Annotated in this window: 19 protein-coding genes; 16 read left to right on the plus strand and 3 right to left on the minus strand. The window is 35.0% G+C overall.

Annotated elements, in window-relative coordinates; translation table 11 throughout:
• Positions 1 to 77: 77 nt before the first annotated feature.
• Together QE109_RS11465 and QE109_RS11470 are read left to right on the plus strand one after the other, a co-directional pair.
• Positions 78 to 1,187 (plus strand): mechanosensitive ion channel family protein, encoded by a 1,110-nt coding sequence (locus tag QE109_RS11465; RefSeq protein ID WP_281094664.1) that lies wholly within the window; start codon positions 78 to 80, stop codon positions 1,185 to 1,187.
• 80 nt (positions 1,188 to 1,267) lie between these two features.
• Positions 1,268 to 2,416 (plus strand): baeRF3 domain-containing protein, encoded by a 1,149-nt coding sequence (locus QE109_RS11470; protein ID WP_281094665.1) that lies wholly within the window; start codon positions 1,268 to 1,270, stop codon positions 2,414 to 2,416.
• A 67-nt stretch (positions 2,417 to 2,483) separates the two neighbouring features.
• Here the strand turns inward: QE109_RS11470 and rpsD are convergent, their stop codons facing one another.
• Together rpsD and QE109_RS11480 are read right to left on the minus strand one after the other, a co-directional pair.
• A complete protein-coding gene (gene rpsD / locus QE109_RS11475; protein WP_281094666.1) occupies positions 2,484 to 3,083 on the minus strand; it encodes a 30S ribosomal protein S4 in 600 nt (199 codons plus the stop codon).
• Between the two features lie 100 nt (positions 3,084 to 3,183).
• Positions 3,184 to 3,921, minus strand: coding sequence for an NADPH-dependent oxidoreductase (locus QE109_RS11480; RefSeq protein WP_281094667.1), 738 nt, complete (start codon positions 3,919 to 3,921; stop codon positions 3,184 to 3,186).
• A 198-nt stretch (positions 3,922 to 4,119) separates the two neighbouring features.
• Between QE109_RS11480 and QE109_RS11485 the strand changes: the two genes are divergently transcribed.
• The 5 genes from QE109_RS11485 (at position 4,120) to QE109_RS11505 (ending at position 9,329) form a co-directional block, all read left to right on the plus strand.
• Positions 4,120 to 5,487, plus strand: a complete 1,368-nt coding sequence (locus tag QE109_RS11485) for an MATE family efflux transporter (protein WP_281094668.1) — start codon at positions 4,120 to 4,122, stop codon at positions 5,485 to 5,487.
• Positions 5,488 to 5,642: 155 nt separating this feature from the next.
• A complete protein-coding gene (locus QE109_RS11490) occupies positions 5,643 to 6,836 on the plus strand; it encodes a methyl-accepting chemotaxis protein (protein WP_281094669.1) in 1,194 nt (397 codons plus the stop codon).
• 148 nt (positions 6,837 to 6,984) lie between these two features.
• On the plus strand, positions 6,985 to 7,872 hold the full coding sequence (locus QE109_RS11495; RefSeq protein WP_281094670.1) for a FecR domain-containing protein: 888 nt from the start codon (positions 6,985 to 6,987) through the stop codon (positions 7,870 to 7,872).
• A 29-nt stretch (positions 7,873 to 7,901) separates the two neighbouring features.
• Complete coding sequence (locus tag QE109_RS11500) at positions 7,902 to 8,510, plus strand: flavodoxin family protein (protein WP_281094671.1); 609 nt, start codon at positions 7,902 to 7,904, stop codon at positions 8,508 to 8,510.
• Positions 8,511 to 8,627: 117 nt separating this feature from the next.
• Positions 8,628 to 9,329 (plus strand): pirin family protein, encoded by a 702-nt coding sequence (locus QE109_RS11505; RefSeq protein WP_281094672.1) that lies wholly within the window; start codon positions 8,628 to 8,630, stop codon positions 9,327 to 9,329.
• Position 9,330: 1 nt separating this feature from the next.
• Here the strand turns inward: QE109_RS11505 and QE109_RS11510 are convergent, their stop codons facing one another.
• Positions 9,331 to 10,062, minus strand: coding sequence for an HAD family hydrolase (locus QE109_RS11510; RefSeq protein ID WP_281094673.1), 732 nt, complete (start codon positions 10,060 to 10,062; stop codon positions 9,331 to 9,333).
• A 169-nt stretch (positions 10,063 to 10,231) separates the two neighbouring features.
• Here QE109_RS11510 and QE109_RS11515 point away from each other — a divergent pair, with 169 nt between their 5' ends.
• From QE109_RS11515 to QE109_RS11555, 9 genes are all read left to right on the plus strand, one after another.
• Positions 10,232 to 10,852: a DUF2628 domain-containing protein gene (locus QE109_RS11515; RefSeq protein ID WP_281094674.1), complete on the plus strand. Its 621-nt coding sequence runs from the start codon at positions 10,232 to 10,234 to the stop codon at positions 10,850 to 10,852.
• A 387-nt stretch (positions 10,853 to 11,239) separates the two neighbouring features.
• Positions 11,240 to 12,373: an ABC transporter substrate-binding protein gene (locus tag QE109_RS11520; protein ID WP_281094675.1), complete on the plus strand. Its 1,134-nt coding sequence runs from the start codon at positions 11,240 to 11,242 to the stop codon at positions 12,371 to 12,373.
• 97 nt (positions 12,374 to 12,470) lie between these two features.
• Entirely contained in the window at positions 12,471 to 13,346 is an 876-nt protein-coding gene (locus QE109_RS11525; RefSeq protein ID WP_281094760.1) for a branched-chain amino acid ABC transporter permease, read from the plus strand.
• A gap of 2 nt (positions 13,347 to 13,348) precedes the next feature.
• Complete coding sequence (locus QE109_RS11530; protein WP_281094676.1) at positions 13,349 to 14,368, plus strand: branched-chain amino acid ABC transporter permease; 1,020 nt, start codon at positions 13,349 to 13,351, stop codon at positions 14,366 to 14,368.
• Positions 14,346 to 15,104, plus strand: a complete 759-nt coding sequence (locus tag QE109_RS11535; RefSeq protein ID WP_281094677.1) for an ABC transporter ATP-binding protein — start codon at positions 14,346 to 14,348, stop codon at positions 15,102 to 15,104. The genes QE109_RS11530 and QE109_RS11535 overlap by 23 nt, the downstream gene beginning before the upstream one ends.
• Positions 15,105 to 15,112: 8 nt before the next feature.
• Positions 15,113 to 15,817, plus strand: coding sequence for an ABC transporter ATP-binding protein (locus QE109_RS11540; RefSeq protein WP_281094678.1), 705 nt, complete (start codon positions 15,113 to 15,115; stop codon positions 15,815 to 15,817).
• 102 nt (positions 15,818 to 15,919) lie between these two features.
• Positions 15,920 to 16,492: a CD3073 family putative ECF transporter S component gene (locus QE109_RS11545; RefSeq protein ID WP_281094679.1), complete on the plus strand. Its 573-nt coding sequence runs from the start codon at positions 15,920 to 15,922 to the stop codon at positions 16,490 to 16,492.
• On the plus strand, positions 16,476 to 16,964 hold the full coding sequence (locus QE109_RS11550; RefSeq protein WP_281094680.1) for a CD3072 family TudS-related putative desulfidase: 489 nt from the start codon (positions 16,476 to 16,478) through the stop codon (positions 16,962 to 16,964). Before QE109_RS11545 ends, QE109_RS11550 begins: the two co-directional genes overlap by 17 nt.
• A 35-nt stretch (positions 16,965 to 16,999) precedes the next feature.
• Entirely contained in the window at positions 17,000 to 17,152 is a 153-nt protein-coding gene (locus tag QE109_RS11555; RefSeq protein ID WP_281094681.1) for a hypothetical protein, read from the plus strand.
• Positions 17,153 to 17,325: the final 173 nt, after the last annotated feature.

Below are 17,325 nucleotides of genomic sequence, written 5' to 3' on the forward strand. Positions count from 1 at the left end.
ATTATAACTAAAAAAAATGAAATAGTACGATATACTATATGTACAAACTGGAAGGAGTGATACTTATTTTAAAATTTATGAATCTATCATACTTTAACAATACCATTGAAAACTATCTGTGGTTTGTAGGCATTTTTTTGATGAGTTTTCTCATCATTCAATTTTTAAAAGCAGTTATTTTTAAACATATTTTTAAATGGGCTGCTAGTAGATCGGTAACAGCACAGCTAAAGCTTATACCTATTGTAAAAAAATACTTGCCTAGATTTTTATATGTGTTGGCATTTTATATGAGCGTCAATACATTGATGATTAGTCCGTATGTTCATCGGATCATAATGATTGGTGTTTTATCGGCCATTGTCTATATTGTGGCAAAGCTTGTTATTGCATTTGTAGAGTTTATGTTCAGCAGATATCGTGAGCGTACTGATATTGACTCAAGTCAAAATATGGCCATGACTTGGCTCTCTAAGATGGTGAAGGCTGTTATCTGGATTATTGCTTTTCTCATCATTATAAGCAATATTGTTCCTGATGTGAGTGCATTAGTAGCAGGACTAGGTGTAGGTGGTATCGCAGTGGCTTTTGCAGCACAGGCCATTATCGAAGATATTTTTAGCTACTTCACTATATTTTTGGACAGACCATTTCAAATTGGAGACTTTATAACTACAGGAGATTACCTTGGAGAAGTTAAACATATTGGAATCAGAACCACTAGACTGAAAAGTCTTGGTGGTGAAGAGTTGGTGTTTTCAAATAAAGACCTCACATCAGCTAGGATTCGAAATTATAAGACGATGGAAGAAAGACGTGTTGTATTTTCAATAGGCGTCACCTATGATACATCGCTCGAAAAACTGAAGCAAATACCAGAAGTGCTAAAGGAAATCATAGATTCGAAAGAGATGACAAGATTTGACCGAGCACACTTCTTATCATACGGAGATTCTAGTTTGAAGTATGAAATTGTTTATTATGTTTTATCAGGTGATTATAACAAGTACATGGATGTACATCAGGCCATCAATTTTGACATAAGAGAGCGTTTTGATGCGATGGAACTTGAATTTGCATTTCCAACACGAACATTATATATCGAAAACAATGAACCTAAAACCACAGTAGTAGACAAAAATATACCAGAGGATCAAAACACTAAAGTGGATCAACCAGGTGAATAGTTGAGAGACCGTTTATTTCTCATTTCATAGGGTAGGTACTTAGATATAGGCAATATTATGCTATTAAAGGAGGTATCTGCATGAAAATATTAAATAGGACTGAGCTAAAAAATCTGATGCAATTTAATGAGCAACCTTGTGTTTCAATCTTTCTCCCTACAGAAAAGGTTGGAACTGAGATAGAGAAAAACAAAATACAGCTAAAGAATCTAATCAAAGAATCAGAAGAGAAACTAAAGAAAACGTCTATGCTTGAAAAAGAAATTCCTAAGTTACTAGCACCTATTGAAAAACTTTTGGATGACAATATGTTCTGGAGTTATCAAAACGATGGACTTGCTATGTTTATTACTAAAGGCGAATTCTACTATTATCAATTGCCAATTAAATTTGAGAAACTAACAGTTGTCTCTAAAAGGTTTCATGTTAAACCGTTATTGTCACTCTTTAATAACAATGGTCAATTCTATGTTCTCGCACTAAGCCAACATGAAGTACGTTTGATAGAATGCAGTCAGTTCGGAGCAACTGAGATTAAGCTAGAGGATATGCCAGCTAACATATCAGAAGCACTCAAATATGACGAACAGGAAAAACAACTTCAGTTCCATACAGGAACAGCTGGAGGGACTGGTGGTAATGTACGTTCTGCGATGTTCCACGGACAAGATGTGGACCATAAAAATGATATTCTTAGGTATTTTAGACAAATTAACGCTAGCGTTGTAGATTTTCTAAAAGAATGTAAAGCACCACTAATCTTAGCTGGTGTAGATTATTTGCTCTCAATATACAAGGAAGCAAATGACTACCAAGGATTACTTGAAGAAGGGCTTATTGGCAACCCAGAGAAATTAAGTACAAAAGAAATACGTGATGAAGTTTGGAACATAGTAGAGCCATACTTTGAGGAAAAACAAAAGCAGGCTAGTGCGCTTTATATGGAACTTTCAGGTACAGATCAAGCGTCTAATGATATTGAAAAAATTGTGCCAGCTGCATACAATGGCAGGGTAAAACAGCTTATTATTTCTACAGGTATACAGCAATGGGGTGAATTTGTATCTGAAAAAAATGCTGTAGAGCTTCACGATGTAGATACGAGTAGCTCGATAGACTTAATTGATTTTGCAGCAACTTGTACATTTTTAACTGGTGGAGATGTGTTTATCGTTGGTGCAGAAGATATCCCAGAAGGAAAACCGTACGCAGCAATATTAAGATATTAAGAATAAAGGAGATGTTGCAAATCTAAGAATTTAGATTAGCAGCATCTCCTTTTAATTTATATCTTATTTACATCTGTTTTGCATAGAATTCTACGACTAAGTGATCATCAATCTGAATAGGAATTTCATCGCGATTTGGATAACGAGCAAGTGAAGCAGAAAATAGATCAGGACTATAAGTTATATAAGGCAGTGTATGATTAGCGGCTTCTGATAGATTTTCTTTAAAGGTGATGACATCTCTTGATCTTTCCCTAAGCGTAATCACATCACCTTCTGAAATTGCGTATGATGGAATATCAACTTTTTTACCATTGACTAAGATATGACCATGTACGACCATCTGTCTTGCTTGTCTAATTGAACTACCGAAGTTCATACGATAAACCATATTATCTAGTCTACATTCTAAATCCTTAATGAGTTTCTCGCCAGTTAGTTCGTTGCTACTTTTAGCATTCTTAACATAACGTCTAAATTGTTTTTCCATTACTTCATAGTAACCTCTAAGGCGTTGCTTTTCTAATAATTGAACCCCGTAAGGTGATAGTTTCTTCGCATCTCTCGCCTGTCCATTACCTTGTCTTTTCATCGCTTTTGGATGGCCAGTTACATTTAAGTTTAATCGTCTACATTGTTTAAATCTTGGCTCACGCATTCTTGCCAAATTTTCACCTCCAATTTCTACAAATGATAATTATTATCAATAACAGTATTAAATAATATCACTGTTGATAATGATTGTCAAGTAGAGGATGAATAGTTATTTATTTCCCTTGAAAGCCTTGTGATTTTGAAACAGGGCTAACTTTAGGATAGTAAACACTTTGATATAATCCTGAAACAGATGAAGACCAGTTTCTATCTGATTCACCATTAGTTCTTTCTAGCATATATTTAGAAACAGTATCGTCATAAGCATCGATTTGTGGCTTTAACTCAGGATTATATTTTTCATGATGTACAAAAGTATCAAGTGGGAGTCTCGGCTTTTTATCTGATGTTTCAGCAGGGTATCCAACAACTAAACCAACAACAGGAAATACATATTCAGGTAGTCCCAATAAATCAATTATTGCTTGAGGGTTTCTTCTAACGCCACCAATTGGAACGATTCCAAGTCCTAAACTTTCAGCAGCTCCAATTGCGTTGCTCATAGCTATGCCAACATCTACACTTGCTACCATAAGTGATTCGATATCTTGTGTGATGATTAATGGTAATGAATTTTTGTCAGCTGCAAGTTTAGCTTTATGATAATCTGCAACAAAAACTAAAAACACAGGTGCTTGATCAATCCAAACTTGATCTCCGGCTTCAACTGATAATGCTTTTTTTGTTTCGGGGTTTTTGACAACAATGACACTGAGTTGTTGACCGTTAATAGAAGTTGGTGCAGCCTGAGCACTTGCGATAATAGCATCCAATATATCGGTAGGAATCTCTTTATCCATATAATTTCTAATCGAGCGGTGGTTAAGGTAAGTTTCAATTGTTTGATTCATAGCAATCTCCTTTAAAATAGTTAATAAAAGGATTATAACTGATTCATATGAAGAAAAATCAGATTAATTGTATGCAATTTGTGAACGAATGGATTAAATCTTAAGATAACTTAATCTAATGAAGTGCATACAAATAGAGGAGTTTTTTTATTGAGTAGCGAATTTAAGCATAAATAACACTTGAGAGGATGCAGAAATATGAAACCGAAACAAAGCAAAAAAGTTGGACTTTTTTTAGGTTTTGAGGGAAAAGTCATAAAACTTATATGGACGCTTGCATGGCCTGTGATGATTGGACAAGCACTTCACACTGTTCTTGTGATAACTGATATGTGGTTTATAGCCAGATTAGGGAGTGTGGAAGCTGCAGCCGCTGGAACTGGAACTTCATTACTTGGTGTGATTCAAGTACTTCCTATACTCGTTTCAGCTGGTGTTGTAGCTTTAGTTGCTCGGTATACCGGAGCAAATGACAAGGAAACGATTCGTAAGATTTCTTCAAATGGGCTAGTGCTTTCTTTGATCATAGGAACTGTGGCAACTGTGGTGAGCCTAACAACTTTAGATCAGTTATTATGGATTTTTGGTGATGCAGATGTATCTGTACTTCAAATGGCGAAATCATATGTAGGGATCGGGTTGATTGGACTGCCTTTTTTCTTTTATAATGCAACTTCTCGTTCAATTGTTCAAGCGACAGGAGATACACGTAATCCTGTTAAAATTTTTGTGATAGCCAATATCACCAATATACTTCTCGACTATGTTTTTATCAATTTGCTTCATCAAGGGATAGAAGGTGCTGCAATAGCAACTGTTATGTCTGAAGTCTTAGCGTTTATATTGATGACAAGGCTGACCTTTAAAAATGTATTTGATTCTGATTTTAAAGAAGTGATCAGTAACTTATCGTTAAAATTAGATACCGCTATGCGAATTATCAAAATTGGTGGATTTGCAGTGATGCAAATGATTACGAGGCCTTTCACTGGATTGATTATGTACCGTTTGGTATTGGCACAAGGTGTTGCTGCAGGTGCTGCTTTTGGTGTCGGTGGAAGGATGTTTAACTTTGTGTTTATATTCTTGGCAGGGCTTGGAACAGCGATGTCAGTGATGGTAGGTCAAAGTCTGGGTCGAGGTGATGTGGATCATGCAAAAGCATTGATCAAACAAGGCATTATGCTTGCAGCAATCAATATGGTTGTATTTGCCATTCCCTTTTATTTTTTCCCAGACGTTTTTATGCGTTTCTTTGTTGATGATCCAGAAGTCGTACGTATCGGTGTGAATTATCTAAGAATAACTTATACAGGAGTTCTTTTTGCAACTTTTAACACGGTAATGGGGGCGGCATTTTCTGGAGCAGGGGATACTTTCCCGCCGATGGTTGCATCTCTAGTGGGTAATTGGTGTGTGAAAATTCCACTTGCCTATCTATTGACGACTGGATTCCATATGGATTCAAATGGTGTTTGGTTAGCAATCGGGATCTCTGTTGTTGTAGAGGCTTTGATTGTTATCATATGGTTTGGAAGGGGAAAGTGGCAACACAAAAAAATATAGTTTTCAAGTATGCAGCTGTATGGATAGACGATTATGCACAATGTGAAAAAAGTTGTAATATTGCAAATATATGTTGAACTATGTATAAAGTCTATGTAGAATAGACTAGGAATATTGAATCAGTATTCTTAGTCTATTTTGGAGGAAAAGTTTAGATGAAAAAAGAACATAAACTATTCGTTGAATTTCTACCTTACTTGAAAGAAATTATGCAAAAAGACATTATGGCTTCAGTAACAGATCTAGATAAATTTATAGCATACGTTCCTGGTAAAGCAATCGATGTTAAGGCGATAAAAGGTATGCCAATCCCTGATGGTGATCCACTTAGAGCTACAATCTCGAACAATCAAATTATTAGTGCTGTTGTGCCTAAAGAAGTGTACGGCGTACCTTTCAGAGCTGTTACTTACCCAATTAGAGACAAAAATGGTAAATGTATCGGTGCGGTAGGTGTAGCTGAAACCCTTGAAAAAGAACAACGTATTAAAGATGCTTTAGATGAGATTATGGGTAAAATTACAGTCTCAAATGAGGGAATATCTTTGATTAGCGATGACATTAATCATATGTCTTTAGACATGCAAGAACTATCAAGTGTGGTGGAGGAAGTTAACGCATCTGTACTAGAAATAACAGAGTTGTCATCAAACATCAACGCTAGAGTAGACTTGGTAGCAAGTTCAAGTCAAAATGTAATTGTAGAGGCTAAAGAGGGAATTTCTTCGGTTAAGAATATCAACACATCATTAGCAGCTACTGTTGAAGATATTTTAATGGTAAAAGAACAAATTGAGCACCTATTTATCTCTATAGAAAATGCAAATAAAACAGTTTCTCTTATCAATAACATAGCTGAACAAACAAATTTACTTGCATTAAATGCGAGTATTGAAGCTGCGAGAGCTGGTGAACACGGAAGAGGTTTTGCTGTAGTTGCAGATGAAGTTGGAAAACTTGCAGTACAATCTAAAGTATCTTCTATTGAAATCGCTGATATGATGAAGAACATCCAAAACGAGATTAAAGGTGTCGTAGAACGTGTCAACGAGACTGTAAAGAAGACAGATAAAAACAAAGAAGGCATAGAAAATGCAACAACAAACATAGAGCGTATTTTATCGGACATTCAAGGTGTTAATTCAGAAATCCAAGGTGTCAAATCAGAAATCAACAAACAGGCGTCTAATACAAATGAAATTAGATTAGCAGTTGATTCAATTACAGCTTCAGTTGAAGATAAGGCATCTTTTGGAAATGTAATCAATATGAAGTTAAAGCAACAATCAAACGATTTGGATCGTTTTGAATCCGAAATTAAAGTCTCAGCAGAATCTTTATTGAAATAAAAAGTACCCTATATAATAGAGCGCTGAATAATGCTATTATATAGGGTTTTATTTTACATAATCTCAAATAAACTATGACAAATTATGTTAAGATTATATTTAAGTAATGATTGAATATAAGTTAAGATTGTTTTTAGGAGGAAAAGTTTTGAAAAGTATATTTAAAAAATTAGTATTAATTGGTTTTATATTTCTTATAGTAATTCAGTGCAATTTAGGATTAAGTACTTTGAACTTTGCACAAGTAGTTAATAATAACGACTATGAGCCATCAAGTGATAAATTTACTGTAACGATCAATTCGGATGGGAAATATATTGATTCTGGGTATAGAGTAAGTGATACTGTTGGTAAAGTTCTCATTCGAAGAGGTGATCAACCAACAGCATGGGAGAATGCTTGGTCAGGTGATACCCTTTATGAAGGTGACGTTATATTTGTTGGGAAAGATACAGAGTGTACAGTTACTTTACCTAATCAATTAACCATACGTATGCAATCTCAAACTGAGCTTTTTTTTGATTTTAATGAGCAAAAACATCAACTAAAAGTAATTTATGGTAAGGTTTTAGCGAACTTTGAAGCGGACTATGATCAACCAAACCTTGAGTTTATTCTATCACAAGCAAATGTAAGCGTTGATCATGCCATAGTGATCTTCGAGAGTAAAGAAACAACTTCCCGTGTTTTAGTTTTAGCAGGAAACGCAGAAGTGACAGATCCAAATAAAAGTAAAGTCTCGTTAAAGCACAGTGAAGAGGTTGTGGTTCAAGAATCTGGTAGTGAATCGATTCAATCATTTTCTGTAGATAGTGAACTGTTAGAATGGACATCTGAGATTAGAAATAAGGTTGATGCGGATCTAAAGAATAGATACTCAAAGTCAACAGAAGATCAAATACAAGAAAACACAACTATTGCAGCTGAAGAAAACAAAAATTCAAACTATGACATGATTTCTATTTTCAAACTCTTTGCAGTTCTTATCGTTGCTGTTGGTACCGTATATATTATTCTTGGCAAAAGAAATAAGTAATTATATTTTGTTTAGGATTGGAGATGCTAATGAAAATTATTGGTTTAGTTGGAAGTCCCAGAATAGAAGGTAATACTTCAATACTTGTAAAAAAAGCTTTAGATGGCGCTGAATTTGAAGGTGCTAGTGTTGAGTTAGTTCAACTATCAGCTCTTGATTTCCAAGGGTGTACTGGGTGTGAAGGTTGTAAAAACTCGTTTCGCTGTGTGATAAAAGATGATATGCAAAAATTATATGATAGTTTAGAAGAAGCTGATGGTATCATACTGGGATCACCAACTTATTTTTATAATATTACATCAATTACAAAGAAATTTATAGAACGGTTATATTGTTATGATACATTTGATGCATTAGATCGATCAGTATGGATTAATAAATTTGAAAAGACAGGTACAAAATATGCTGTGACCATCGCTGTATGTGAGCAAAATGATATCGAAGACATGGGGGTTACATCACTCGTTATGGATAAATCTTTGCAAGCTGTAGGATATCGTATTGTAAAAAGTCTTAAGATTTTACATGTGTTTAAAAAAGGTGAAATTGTAAAACAAATAGATTCAATAGATGAAGCTTTTGAAGCGGGTAAAAAAATAGCGAAAACTATTAAACTTAATCAAACGGTAAATTGTTAAAGAGGACTGCTGAAGCAGTCCTCTTTTTTTAGATAAAATACGAGGCACTTTTAAGTTTGACTTTATCACTAATTAGTGATAAAGTGGTGTTATAAATATTGAAAGGATATAAAGATAATGACGAGAAAAATAGAACATAAAAATATGGGAAAAAGTAATCTTGGATGGTTAAGAAGTATATTTCATTTTTCTTTTGCGGATTATTACAACCCTGACAACATGAATTTTGGAGTGCTACGCGTTATTAATGATGATCTAGTCAATGCTAAGACAGGTTTTGAGATGCATCCTCATAGAGATATGGAAATTATATCTTATGTTGTAGAGGGAAACTTGACACATGGTGATAACATGGAAAATAAGAGGAGCTTATCACCAGGTGCAGTACAGTATATGAGCGCAGGGACAGGAGTCATGCATAGCGAACATAACCTTGGTGAATCAACTTCACGTTTTTTACAGATCTGGATTGTACCCGATAAAAAAGGCTATGCTCCTCAATATGGTGATTATCAGTTTGACTGGCACCTTAGAGTAGACAAATGGTTTAAATTTGTTTCAAGTAAAGAGGGAGATGCGCCAATTCAGATCAATCAAGATGCTAACATCTATGCTATCGAAGTTAGTGCTGAAAACATTGTTGATTTTCAAGTCGGAAATAAGCGACAAGCATACCTTGTTTTAATTGAGGGAGATGCGTTAGTCAATTCACATCATCTTTTAACAAGAGATGCATTAGAAAGCATAGAAGAAAATTTAACGATTAAAGCGGTTCAAAAGTCACATATTTTAGACATTGAGATGGAAAAGTCAAAATAAGTTAGATTAAGTTGTTGATAATATCATATACTTCAGCTAAATTTCCTGAATCAATACGCCATTTACTTGTGAGTGTTTCAGGAACCTCTTGAGGAGAACAGTTGGTCTTTAGATATATACTATCCATGCCTACTGCTGTTGCACCTAAAATATCAGTGGTATGATCATTTCCTATAAATAAGCACTCATGAGCATTTAGTTCCTCTTTTTGTAACATTTTATCAAAGAAATGCACACTAGGTTTTGAAAGTAGATAGTCTGAAGAGAGATAAATTGCATCAAAATAAGGGTATAATCCTGTAGCTTTTAGTTCAAATGTTGTAAATGAAGCTTGTGCATTTGATAACAATATAATTTTTAAATCTAGTGATTGGATGAGTTTTAAAAGCTCAACAGCCCCATCATAAGGGGTTACATAATCAAGTGATAAAAATCTAAAAATTCTAGCAGTTTCTTTTAGTATGTGAGTTGATGGTGAAATGCCCTTTATTTTATAAAGTTTTTTAAAAACTTTTAGGACATCAAAGTCAGGGAAATCAACTCCTTTCTTGCGTGATTTTTCTAAAGCCTCATGAACAAGCTGATCATAATTTGTATGTATTTCTTCTGTGGAATACACTGCACCATGTGAGGCGAATTGATAAGTAAGTTTTCTCCAAAAAGAAATGTCTTTCTCATCAGTATGAATATCAAGTAACGTGCCATATAAGTCGAATATAACTGCTTTATACATAATACACTCCTATAGTAAATATAATTTTTAACTATTATACCATTGATATAAAGCGAGTAACCATTATTATAGAGAATATAATACTATTTTAATGTTATGAGCATAGTGAATATGATATTATTTAGATAATAGTATTTTTTGAAACATAATGAAAATTACGGAGGTATAGATGCTAGAACATAATGAAAATAACGACGATGTACATAGTGAAGTCATAAATAGTGAAGAAGTTACACCCTCATGTGAATACTGTGGGCATCAGGTTAAAGAAAATGATACTTTTTGTCCAAATTGTGGAGAGCGGCTACAGTTTAAACCAAGCCTGATTTATGGTGATTATAAAAGACATCAAAGACAATCCGATCAAGAGAGCGAAATGGCAGCGTTTATTGGTCCAAATTATGATTTTTATCTGAAAAAGTTTGAAGTTCAAAATTTTACTGAATCAGATTATACATGGAACTGGCCCGCTTTCTTTGTAAGCTCCATGTGGTTTGCATACAGAAAACTTTATGTTCATGCTGCAGTTTTGTTTGTTGTTTTTACTTTACTTAACTTTATGGGTGGAGTTGGTGATCTGATAGGGCTCGGTATATCAATCTACATTGGTTTTAGTGGAAATTACTATTACAGAAGATATGTTGAAGACCAAGTTGAACAAGTAAAAGAACTACCTTATGATGAACGACAAAGCTTTTATCAAAAAAAAGGTGGAACTAGTACAGTGGCAGTGCTTATTTTTATTGCCATCAATTTTACAACATCTATATTGTTCAATATTTACTATTAAATCTATATAAATATGATTATTCAGAGAGTTTGTCTGCCGTATGCGGACATGCTCTCTTTTTATTTTAGAGATTTTTAACTCTAACGATACATTTGTTAAAAAAATGTAATAAATAAAATATTTTATTGTATTTGTTTTAATATAAATAATGGATATCAAATAATTTTGGCGCTCTCTCATAAAAGTTGTAAAACAAGCGTTTATTTTCAAATGAATACATATAAATAAATTTATCTGTCAAAAAACGAAAAAAATTAATTGATTATTCTGAAAATATAAAATACAATAAGAAACATATTTAAAAAAAGAATGATGTCCGCCATAGAAAGACAGCGTGTGATTAAAGATGCGATATAGGCGTGAACATCAAATTGAGAGGGGACTATTATGATGAAAAAAAGAATGGCATTAATTATGGCACTTGTAATGTTATTGACCTTGGCACTTTCAGGTTGTTCGAAGTCCGAGGCTGACGGAATTATCAAGTTAGGGGTTATTGGACCGATGACTGGAGATTACAGTATGTATGGAACAGCAGTTGCAGAAGGTGCAAAACTTGCCGCGAAAGAGATCAATGCAGCTGGCGGTATCAACGGTAGTGACATACAGATCGTAGATTATGACAGTAAAGGTGATAAGACTGAAGCTGTAAATGCTTATAACAGATTGAGAGATCAAGATGGTATCGTTGGCCTTGTAGGTGGAACTTTTAGTGGCGAAACACTTGCGATTAAAGAAATTGCAATAGGAGATAATATGCCAGTACTTACACCAACAGCGACACATAGTGATGTAACTCTTAGTGCACCCAATGTCTTCAGAGCATGCTATACTGACCCTTACCAAGGTGCTACAGCAGCAGTATTTGCTTCAGAACAACTAAGTGCTAAAACAGCGGCAGTTCTTTATAATATTGAGGATGCATACTCAGATGGGTTGGCAGTAGCATTTAACGAAAAATTTAAAGCACTAGGAACAGTAACAGACTTTGAAGGTTATACAACGAAAGATGCAGATTTTAAAGCAGTATTAACTAAAATTGCAGCAAAAGATCCAGATGTCATTTTTTTACCTGATTATGTAGCAAAAGTTGGTGTCATTCTTTCACAGATTAAAGAGCTTGGGATTGATGTTGTTGCTATCGGTGGTGATGGCTGGGATGGCATCGAAGTTGATTATAAAGATGTAGCTGAGGGGCATTATTTTGCGAATCACTACGCAAAAACAGATGAAACAAAAGTTGTTCAAGACTTTATCAAAGCTTATGAAGCAGAATACAGTAAATCTCCAAGTGCGTTAGCAGCACTTGGCTACGATTCTACTTATATCATGGCACAAGCAATTAAAACGGCTGGTAGTAATGATGCGACAAAAATTATTGACGCCCTTGCAAAAACGAATAGTGATTATGTAACTGGACATATCACATTTGATGCAAATGGTGATCCAGTAAAAAGTATCTCAATTATTCAAATAGTAAATGGAGAGCACAAATTAGCAGCTAAAGTTTCAGGACAGTAAAAGGACTATGATGATGGCTATAACGGCCATCATCTTTCATCTATGCATAACAGGGATGCTTATTCATACTATAGAGAGAATTGGGGGGAGCTGTTTGATTTTATTCCTGCAACAACTAATAAATGGTTTATCAGTCGGCAGTATATATGCACTTATAGCTTTAGGTTATACGATGGTATATGGGATTATAAAGCTTATAAATTTCGCACATGGTGAAATAATGATGGCTGGAGCATACATTGCTTTTCTACTTGCAGTTAATACCAATTTACCGTTTGTATTTGTACTGGTAATTGCTATGGTACTTTCAGCAGTAATTGGTGTTGTGGTAGAGATTATTGCTTATAGACCACTTAGAAAGGCACCAAGAATATCAGTTTTAATAACAGCAATTGGCGTAAGTTTTTTCTTACAAAATCTAGCGCTAGTGCTATTTAAGGCAGATCCTAAAATAATGCCTGAATTAATCAACAAAAGTCCTATAACGATCGGTCCTCTTCAAGTGGGAACGGTAACACTTACAACTTTGTTTTTATCGATTATTTTCATGATTGCATTAGATCTGTTTGTTAAGAGAACAAAACCTGGCAAAGCAATGCGCGCGGTTTCAGAGGACAAAGAAGCCTCGATTCTTATGGGCATCAATGTAAACAGAACAATCTCTATGACCTTTGCAATTGGATCGGCACTTGGGGCTTTAGGAGGCGTTCTGTATGCAGTTATGTATACACAAGTTTTTCCTACTTTAGGTGTTTTGCCAGGATTGAAGGCGTTTGTAGCTGCTGTTTTCGGTGGAATTGGTTTAATACCTGGGGCTGTACTTGGGGGATTTGTGATCGGGATGATAGAAACTTTTACCAAAGCATATCTATCGACTCAGTGGTCAGATGCTATTGTATTTGGACTGTTGATTATCGTATTACTTGTCAAACCAACGGGAATTTTAGGTAAGAACCAGAAAGAGAAGGTGTAGAGATGACTAAAAAGATGTTTAAAAATTATATGGTCAACTTTGCAGTTGTATCGATCATTTTCGTTATTTTATCTCTAATGATGTCAGGTGGCATCCTTAGTAAATACTATCAAGGGATTATTATTTTTATTTTGATTAACATTATCTTGGCGAGTAGTCTAAACTTGGTCACAGGGTTTTTAGGTCAATTGACATTAGGTCATGCAGGATTTATGGCAGTTGGTGCCTATGCTTCTGCACTAACTTCGATCGTGCTGAAAAGTATAATTTCCGATTTGCCATTACTATTAGTGAGCCTTTTTGTAGGCGGTGTAAGTGCGGGGGTTGTAGGTATAATCATAGGAATTCCAGCGCTTAGACTACGAGGTGATTATTTAGCGATCATCACTTTGGGGTTTGGCGAAGTCATTCGTGTCATCATCAATAACATAGAAATCACAGGAGGCGCACAAGGTTTGACCGGTATACCTCGTATTGCATCCTTTAAATATGCCTATTGGATTGCAGTGGTGGTTATATTAGTGCTATACAGATTAACACACTCCAAACAAGGACGCGCAATAAAGTCTATTCGTGAAGATGAAGTTGCAGCTGAAGCTGTAGGTGTAAGAACCACATATTATAAGGTACTTGGATTTGCAATTGCAGCTGCTTTTGCTGGCGTAGGTGGTGGTCTATATGCACATTATATCGCTTTTCTAGATCCAAATACGTTCAATTTTATGAGATCTGTTGAGATTCTAGTAATTGTTGTATTAGGTGGCATGGGTAGTTTAACTGGAACCATAGTTGCTGCAACTATACTGACCATTTTACCTGAAGCACTAAGAGGATTTGCTGAATTTAGGATGCTTCTTTACTCCTTTATGCTTATTTTGATGATGCTGTTTAGACCACAAGGACTTTTCGGAACAGGTGAGTTTAAATGGCAAGGTATCTATGATAGGACTCTAAAGTTAAGAAAAGCATTAATGAATAGGGAAAAGAAGGAGGCTGTCGATGGCTCTACTAGAGGCGAGTAACATAAGCATCCAGTTTGGTGGCTTAAAAGCTGTTGATCAGTTCAACCTTCAAGTTAACGACAACGAGCTTGTGGGACTTATTGGACCAAATGGTGCTGGAAAGACTACAATATTTAACATGTTAACAGGCGTTTATCTACCATCTGGTGGGGATATTGTGCTTGATGGTAAAAGTATTGTGGGTAAGAAACCGTATGAAATTGTTAAGATGGGGGCTTCAAGAACCTTTCAGAATATACGTTTGTTTAAGGAACTTACCGTTCTGGACAACATAAAAATCGCATATCATCACGATCTGCATTATTCTACCCTTTCGAGTATCTTGCGGCTCCCTTCTTATTGGAAATATGAAAAAATTGCGCAAGAATCATGTCTCGAGTTTTTAGATTTATTTGATATGAGAGATTATGCAGAAACACTTGCTAAAAATCTACCATATGGCAAACAAAGAAAACTTGAAATAGCAAGGGCTCTAGCAACGAAACCTAAAATCCTCATGCTCGATGAGCCTGCTGCTGGTATGAATCCCCATGAAACACAAGAACTGATGGAAACGATCAGTTTAATCAGAAAAAACTTCAATATCGCGATCTTACTTATTGAACACGATATGAGTTTGGTAATGGGTATTTGTGAGAAAATCGTTGTATTAGATTATGGACGTGTCATAGCTGAAGGTACAGCTGAAGAAACTAAAAATAACAAAGACGTCATTCGCGTCTATTTAGGAGAGTAGGTGAGTGCTTGTTAAAGGTTGAAAATATAGATGTATACTATGATAAAATTCATGCCATAAAAGATGTTAGCTTCACTGTAAAGCAAGGAGAGGTTGTTACCTTGATAGGCGCTAACGGTGCTGGTAAAACAACAATCTTAAAGACTATTTCTAAAATTTTAGAACCTACTAGAGGTGTAGTCCTCTTTGAAGGTGAACCACTAAGCAAACTTTTACCTCATCAACTTGTTTATCTAGGGATGGCACATGTCCCTGAAGGTAGACGTGTTTTTGCTCAGATGACGGTTAAAGAAAACCTTGAAATGGGGGCTTATATTAGAAAAGATAAATCATCTATGAAAGCTGATTATGATCAGATATTCACTTACTTTCCAAGATTAAAAGAGCGAATGAATCAGCCTTCTGGTACACTTAGTGGTGGTGAGCAGCAGATGCTTGCAATTGGAAGAGCTCTGATGTCAAAGCCAAAGCTTCTATTACTAGACGAACCTTCTATGGGACTTGCACCATTACTCGTAAAAGAGATTTTCAATATTGTTCAGACCATTAAAAAACAAGGTACAACCATTTTACTTGTAGAACAAAATGCTAACCAAGCACTACAAGTGGCAGATCGTGCTTATGTTCTTGAAACAGGTAAAATTATCAAATCAGGTAATGCTATTGAACTCTTAGAAGATGATAGTGTAAAAAAAGCCTATTTAGGGGGTTGATTGGGATGAATTTGGACCCTTATGTTTTTTCATGTATTTTGTATTATCTATTTGTTAAAAAGTAGAGTATAATAATTATATTCTAAGAAGAGGTGCAATTATATGAAAAATAATTATTCAAAAGTTATGATGTTTTCCACAGTATGTATCGTGATCAATATTGTATTTGGTACGTTAGTGGGTATCTTAAAAATTCCATTGCTATTTCTTGATACGATGGGTACGATACTTGCAGCAGCTGTTTTTGGACCGATTTGGGGTGGTGCAGTAGGACTACTTACAAATGTAATCATTGGGATTACAACCAATCCCGTAGATATTCCTTTTGCACTTGTGAACATGACCATAGGTATCATTGTTGGACTTGTTGCAATGAAGTTTGGATTTAATCTAATCACTTCTATCATCACGGGTTTAGTACTGGCAATAGTAGCACCACTTATTGGTACACCTATTGCGATCTGGATCTATGGTGGGTTAACAGGAAGTTCTACAGATTTCTTTGTAGCATGGCTTCTTGCTTCTGGTGAATCAATATTCACTTCTGCATTTTTACCGAGGATAGTGGGTAATTTAGTAGATAAAGTAGCAAGCTGTATCATTGCATATGTAATCATCACACGTTTACCAAAAGAATACCTCAAAGGAGCTTTGACACGTGTTAAGAGCGAATAAAGTAATTTTAGTTAGTCACTGTATTCTCAATCAAAATTCAGTAGTTAACCCATTAGCAAGAGCAAAAGGTGCTTTTGATGAAATTGTAAAGCTGATTACTGATAGGGGCTATGGCATCGTTCAATTACCTTGTCCAGAAACTTTGTTCTTAGGACTCGAGCGCCTACCAATGTCAAAAGAAGAGTATGCCACACCTGAGTATATTGCACTTTGTGATAGACTTGCTACAAGAGAAATTGACTATATAAAGCTATTACAAGAGGGTAAGGTTAATATTGCAGGAATGATTGGTATAGATCAAAGTCCTACATGTAGCCAGTTTGGAGAAGTTGGTCATTTCATGATGGCACTTAACATTTTTCCAGAACTCGAATGTATTCCCAAATTGGATATACCAGAATTATATGGTGAAAATGATGAAGAGACCCAGCTCTTTCATTTGAATATGAAATACTGGCTTGAACAATTATAGAGAATTTTATATCTATAACCATTGATAGTATTTTATTGAACGTAGCAACTGCACCAAAGATAACGGCTTCGTTTATAAGGCATTCAACTTTAAGTATCTTTAAAAACATGACTGACGCTTCAGAAGCTTCAGAAAGTTTGACTGAATCTTCTACCCAGATTGGTCAAGCAGGAAGAGACTTCTTCTAGTGAAGGTGCAATTAATAATGTCATGTCAGATATTGATCATATGATCGTTGATGTAAAATCTTCACTTGAACAAATTTCAAGAAATATGATTGTTGTGAAAGAGGAACTAGAAAAAATAAGTTAATTGCTTCATAAAAAATGAAATAGAAAGAGAAATTCTCAAAAATCCTATG

It is taken from the genome of Fusibacter bizertensis, assembly GCF_029914245.1.
GTDB lineage: Bacteria > Bacillota > Clostridia > Peptostreptococcales > Acidaminobacteraceae > Fusibacter_C > Fusibacter_C bizertensis.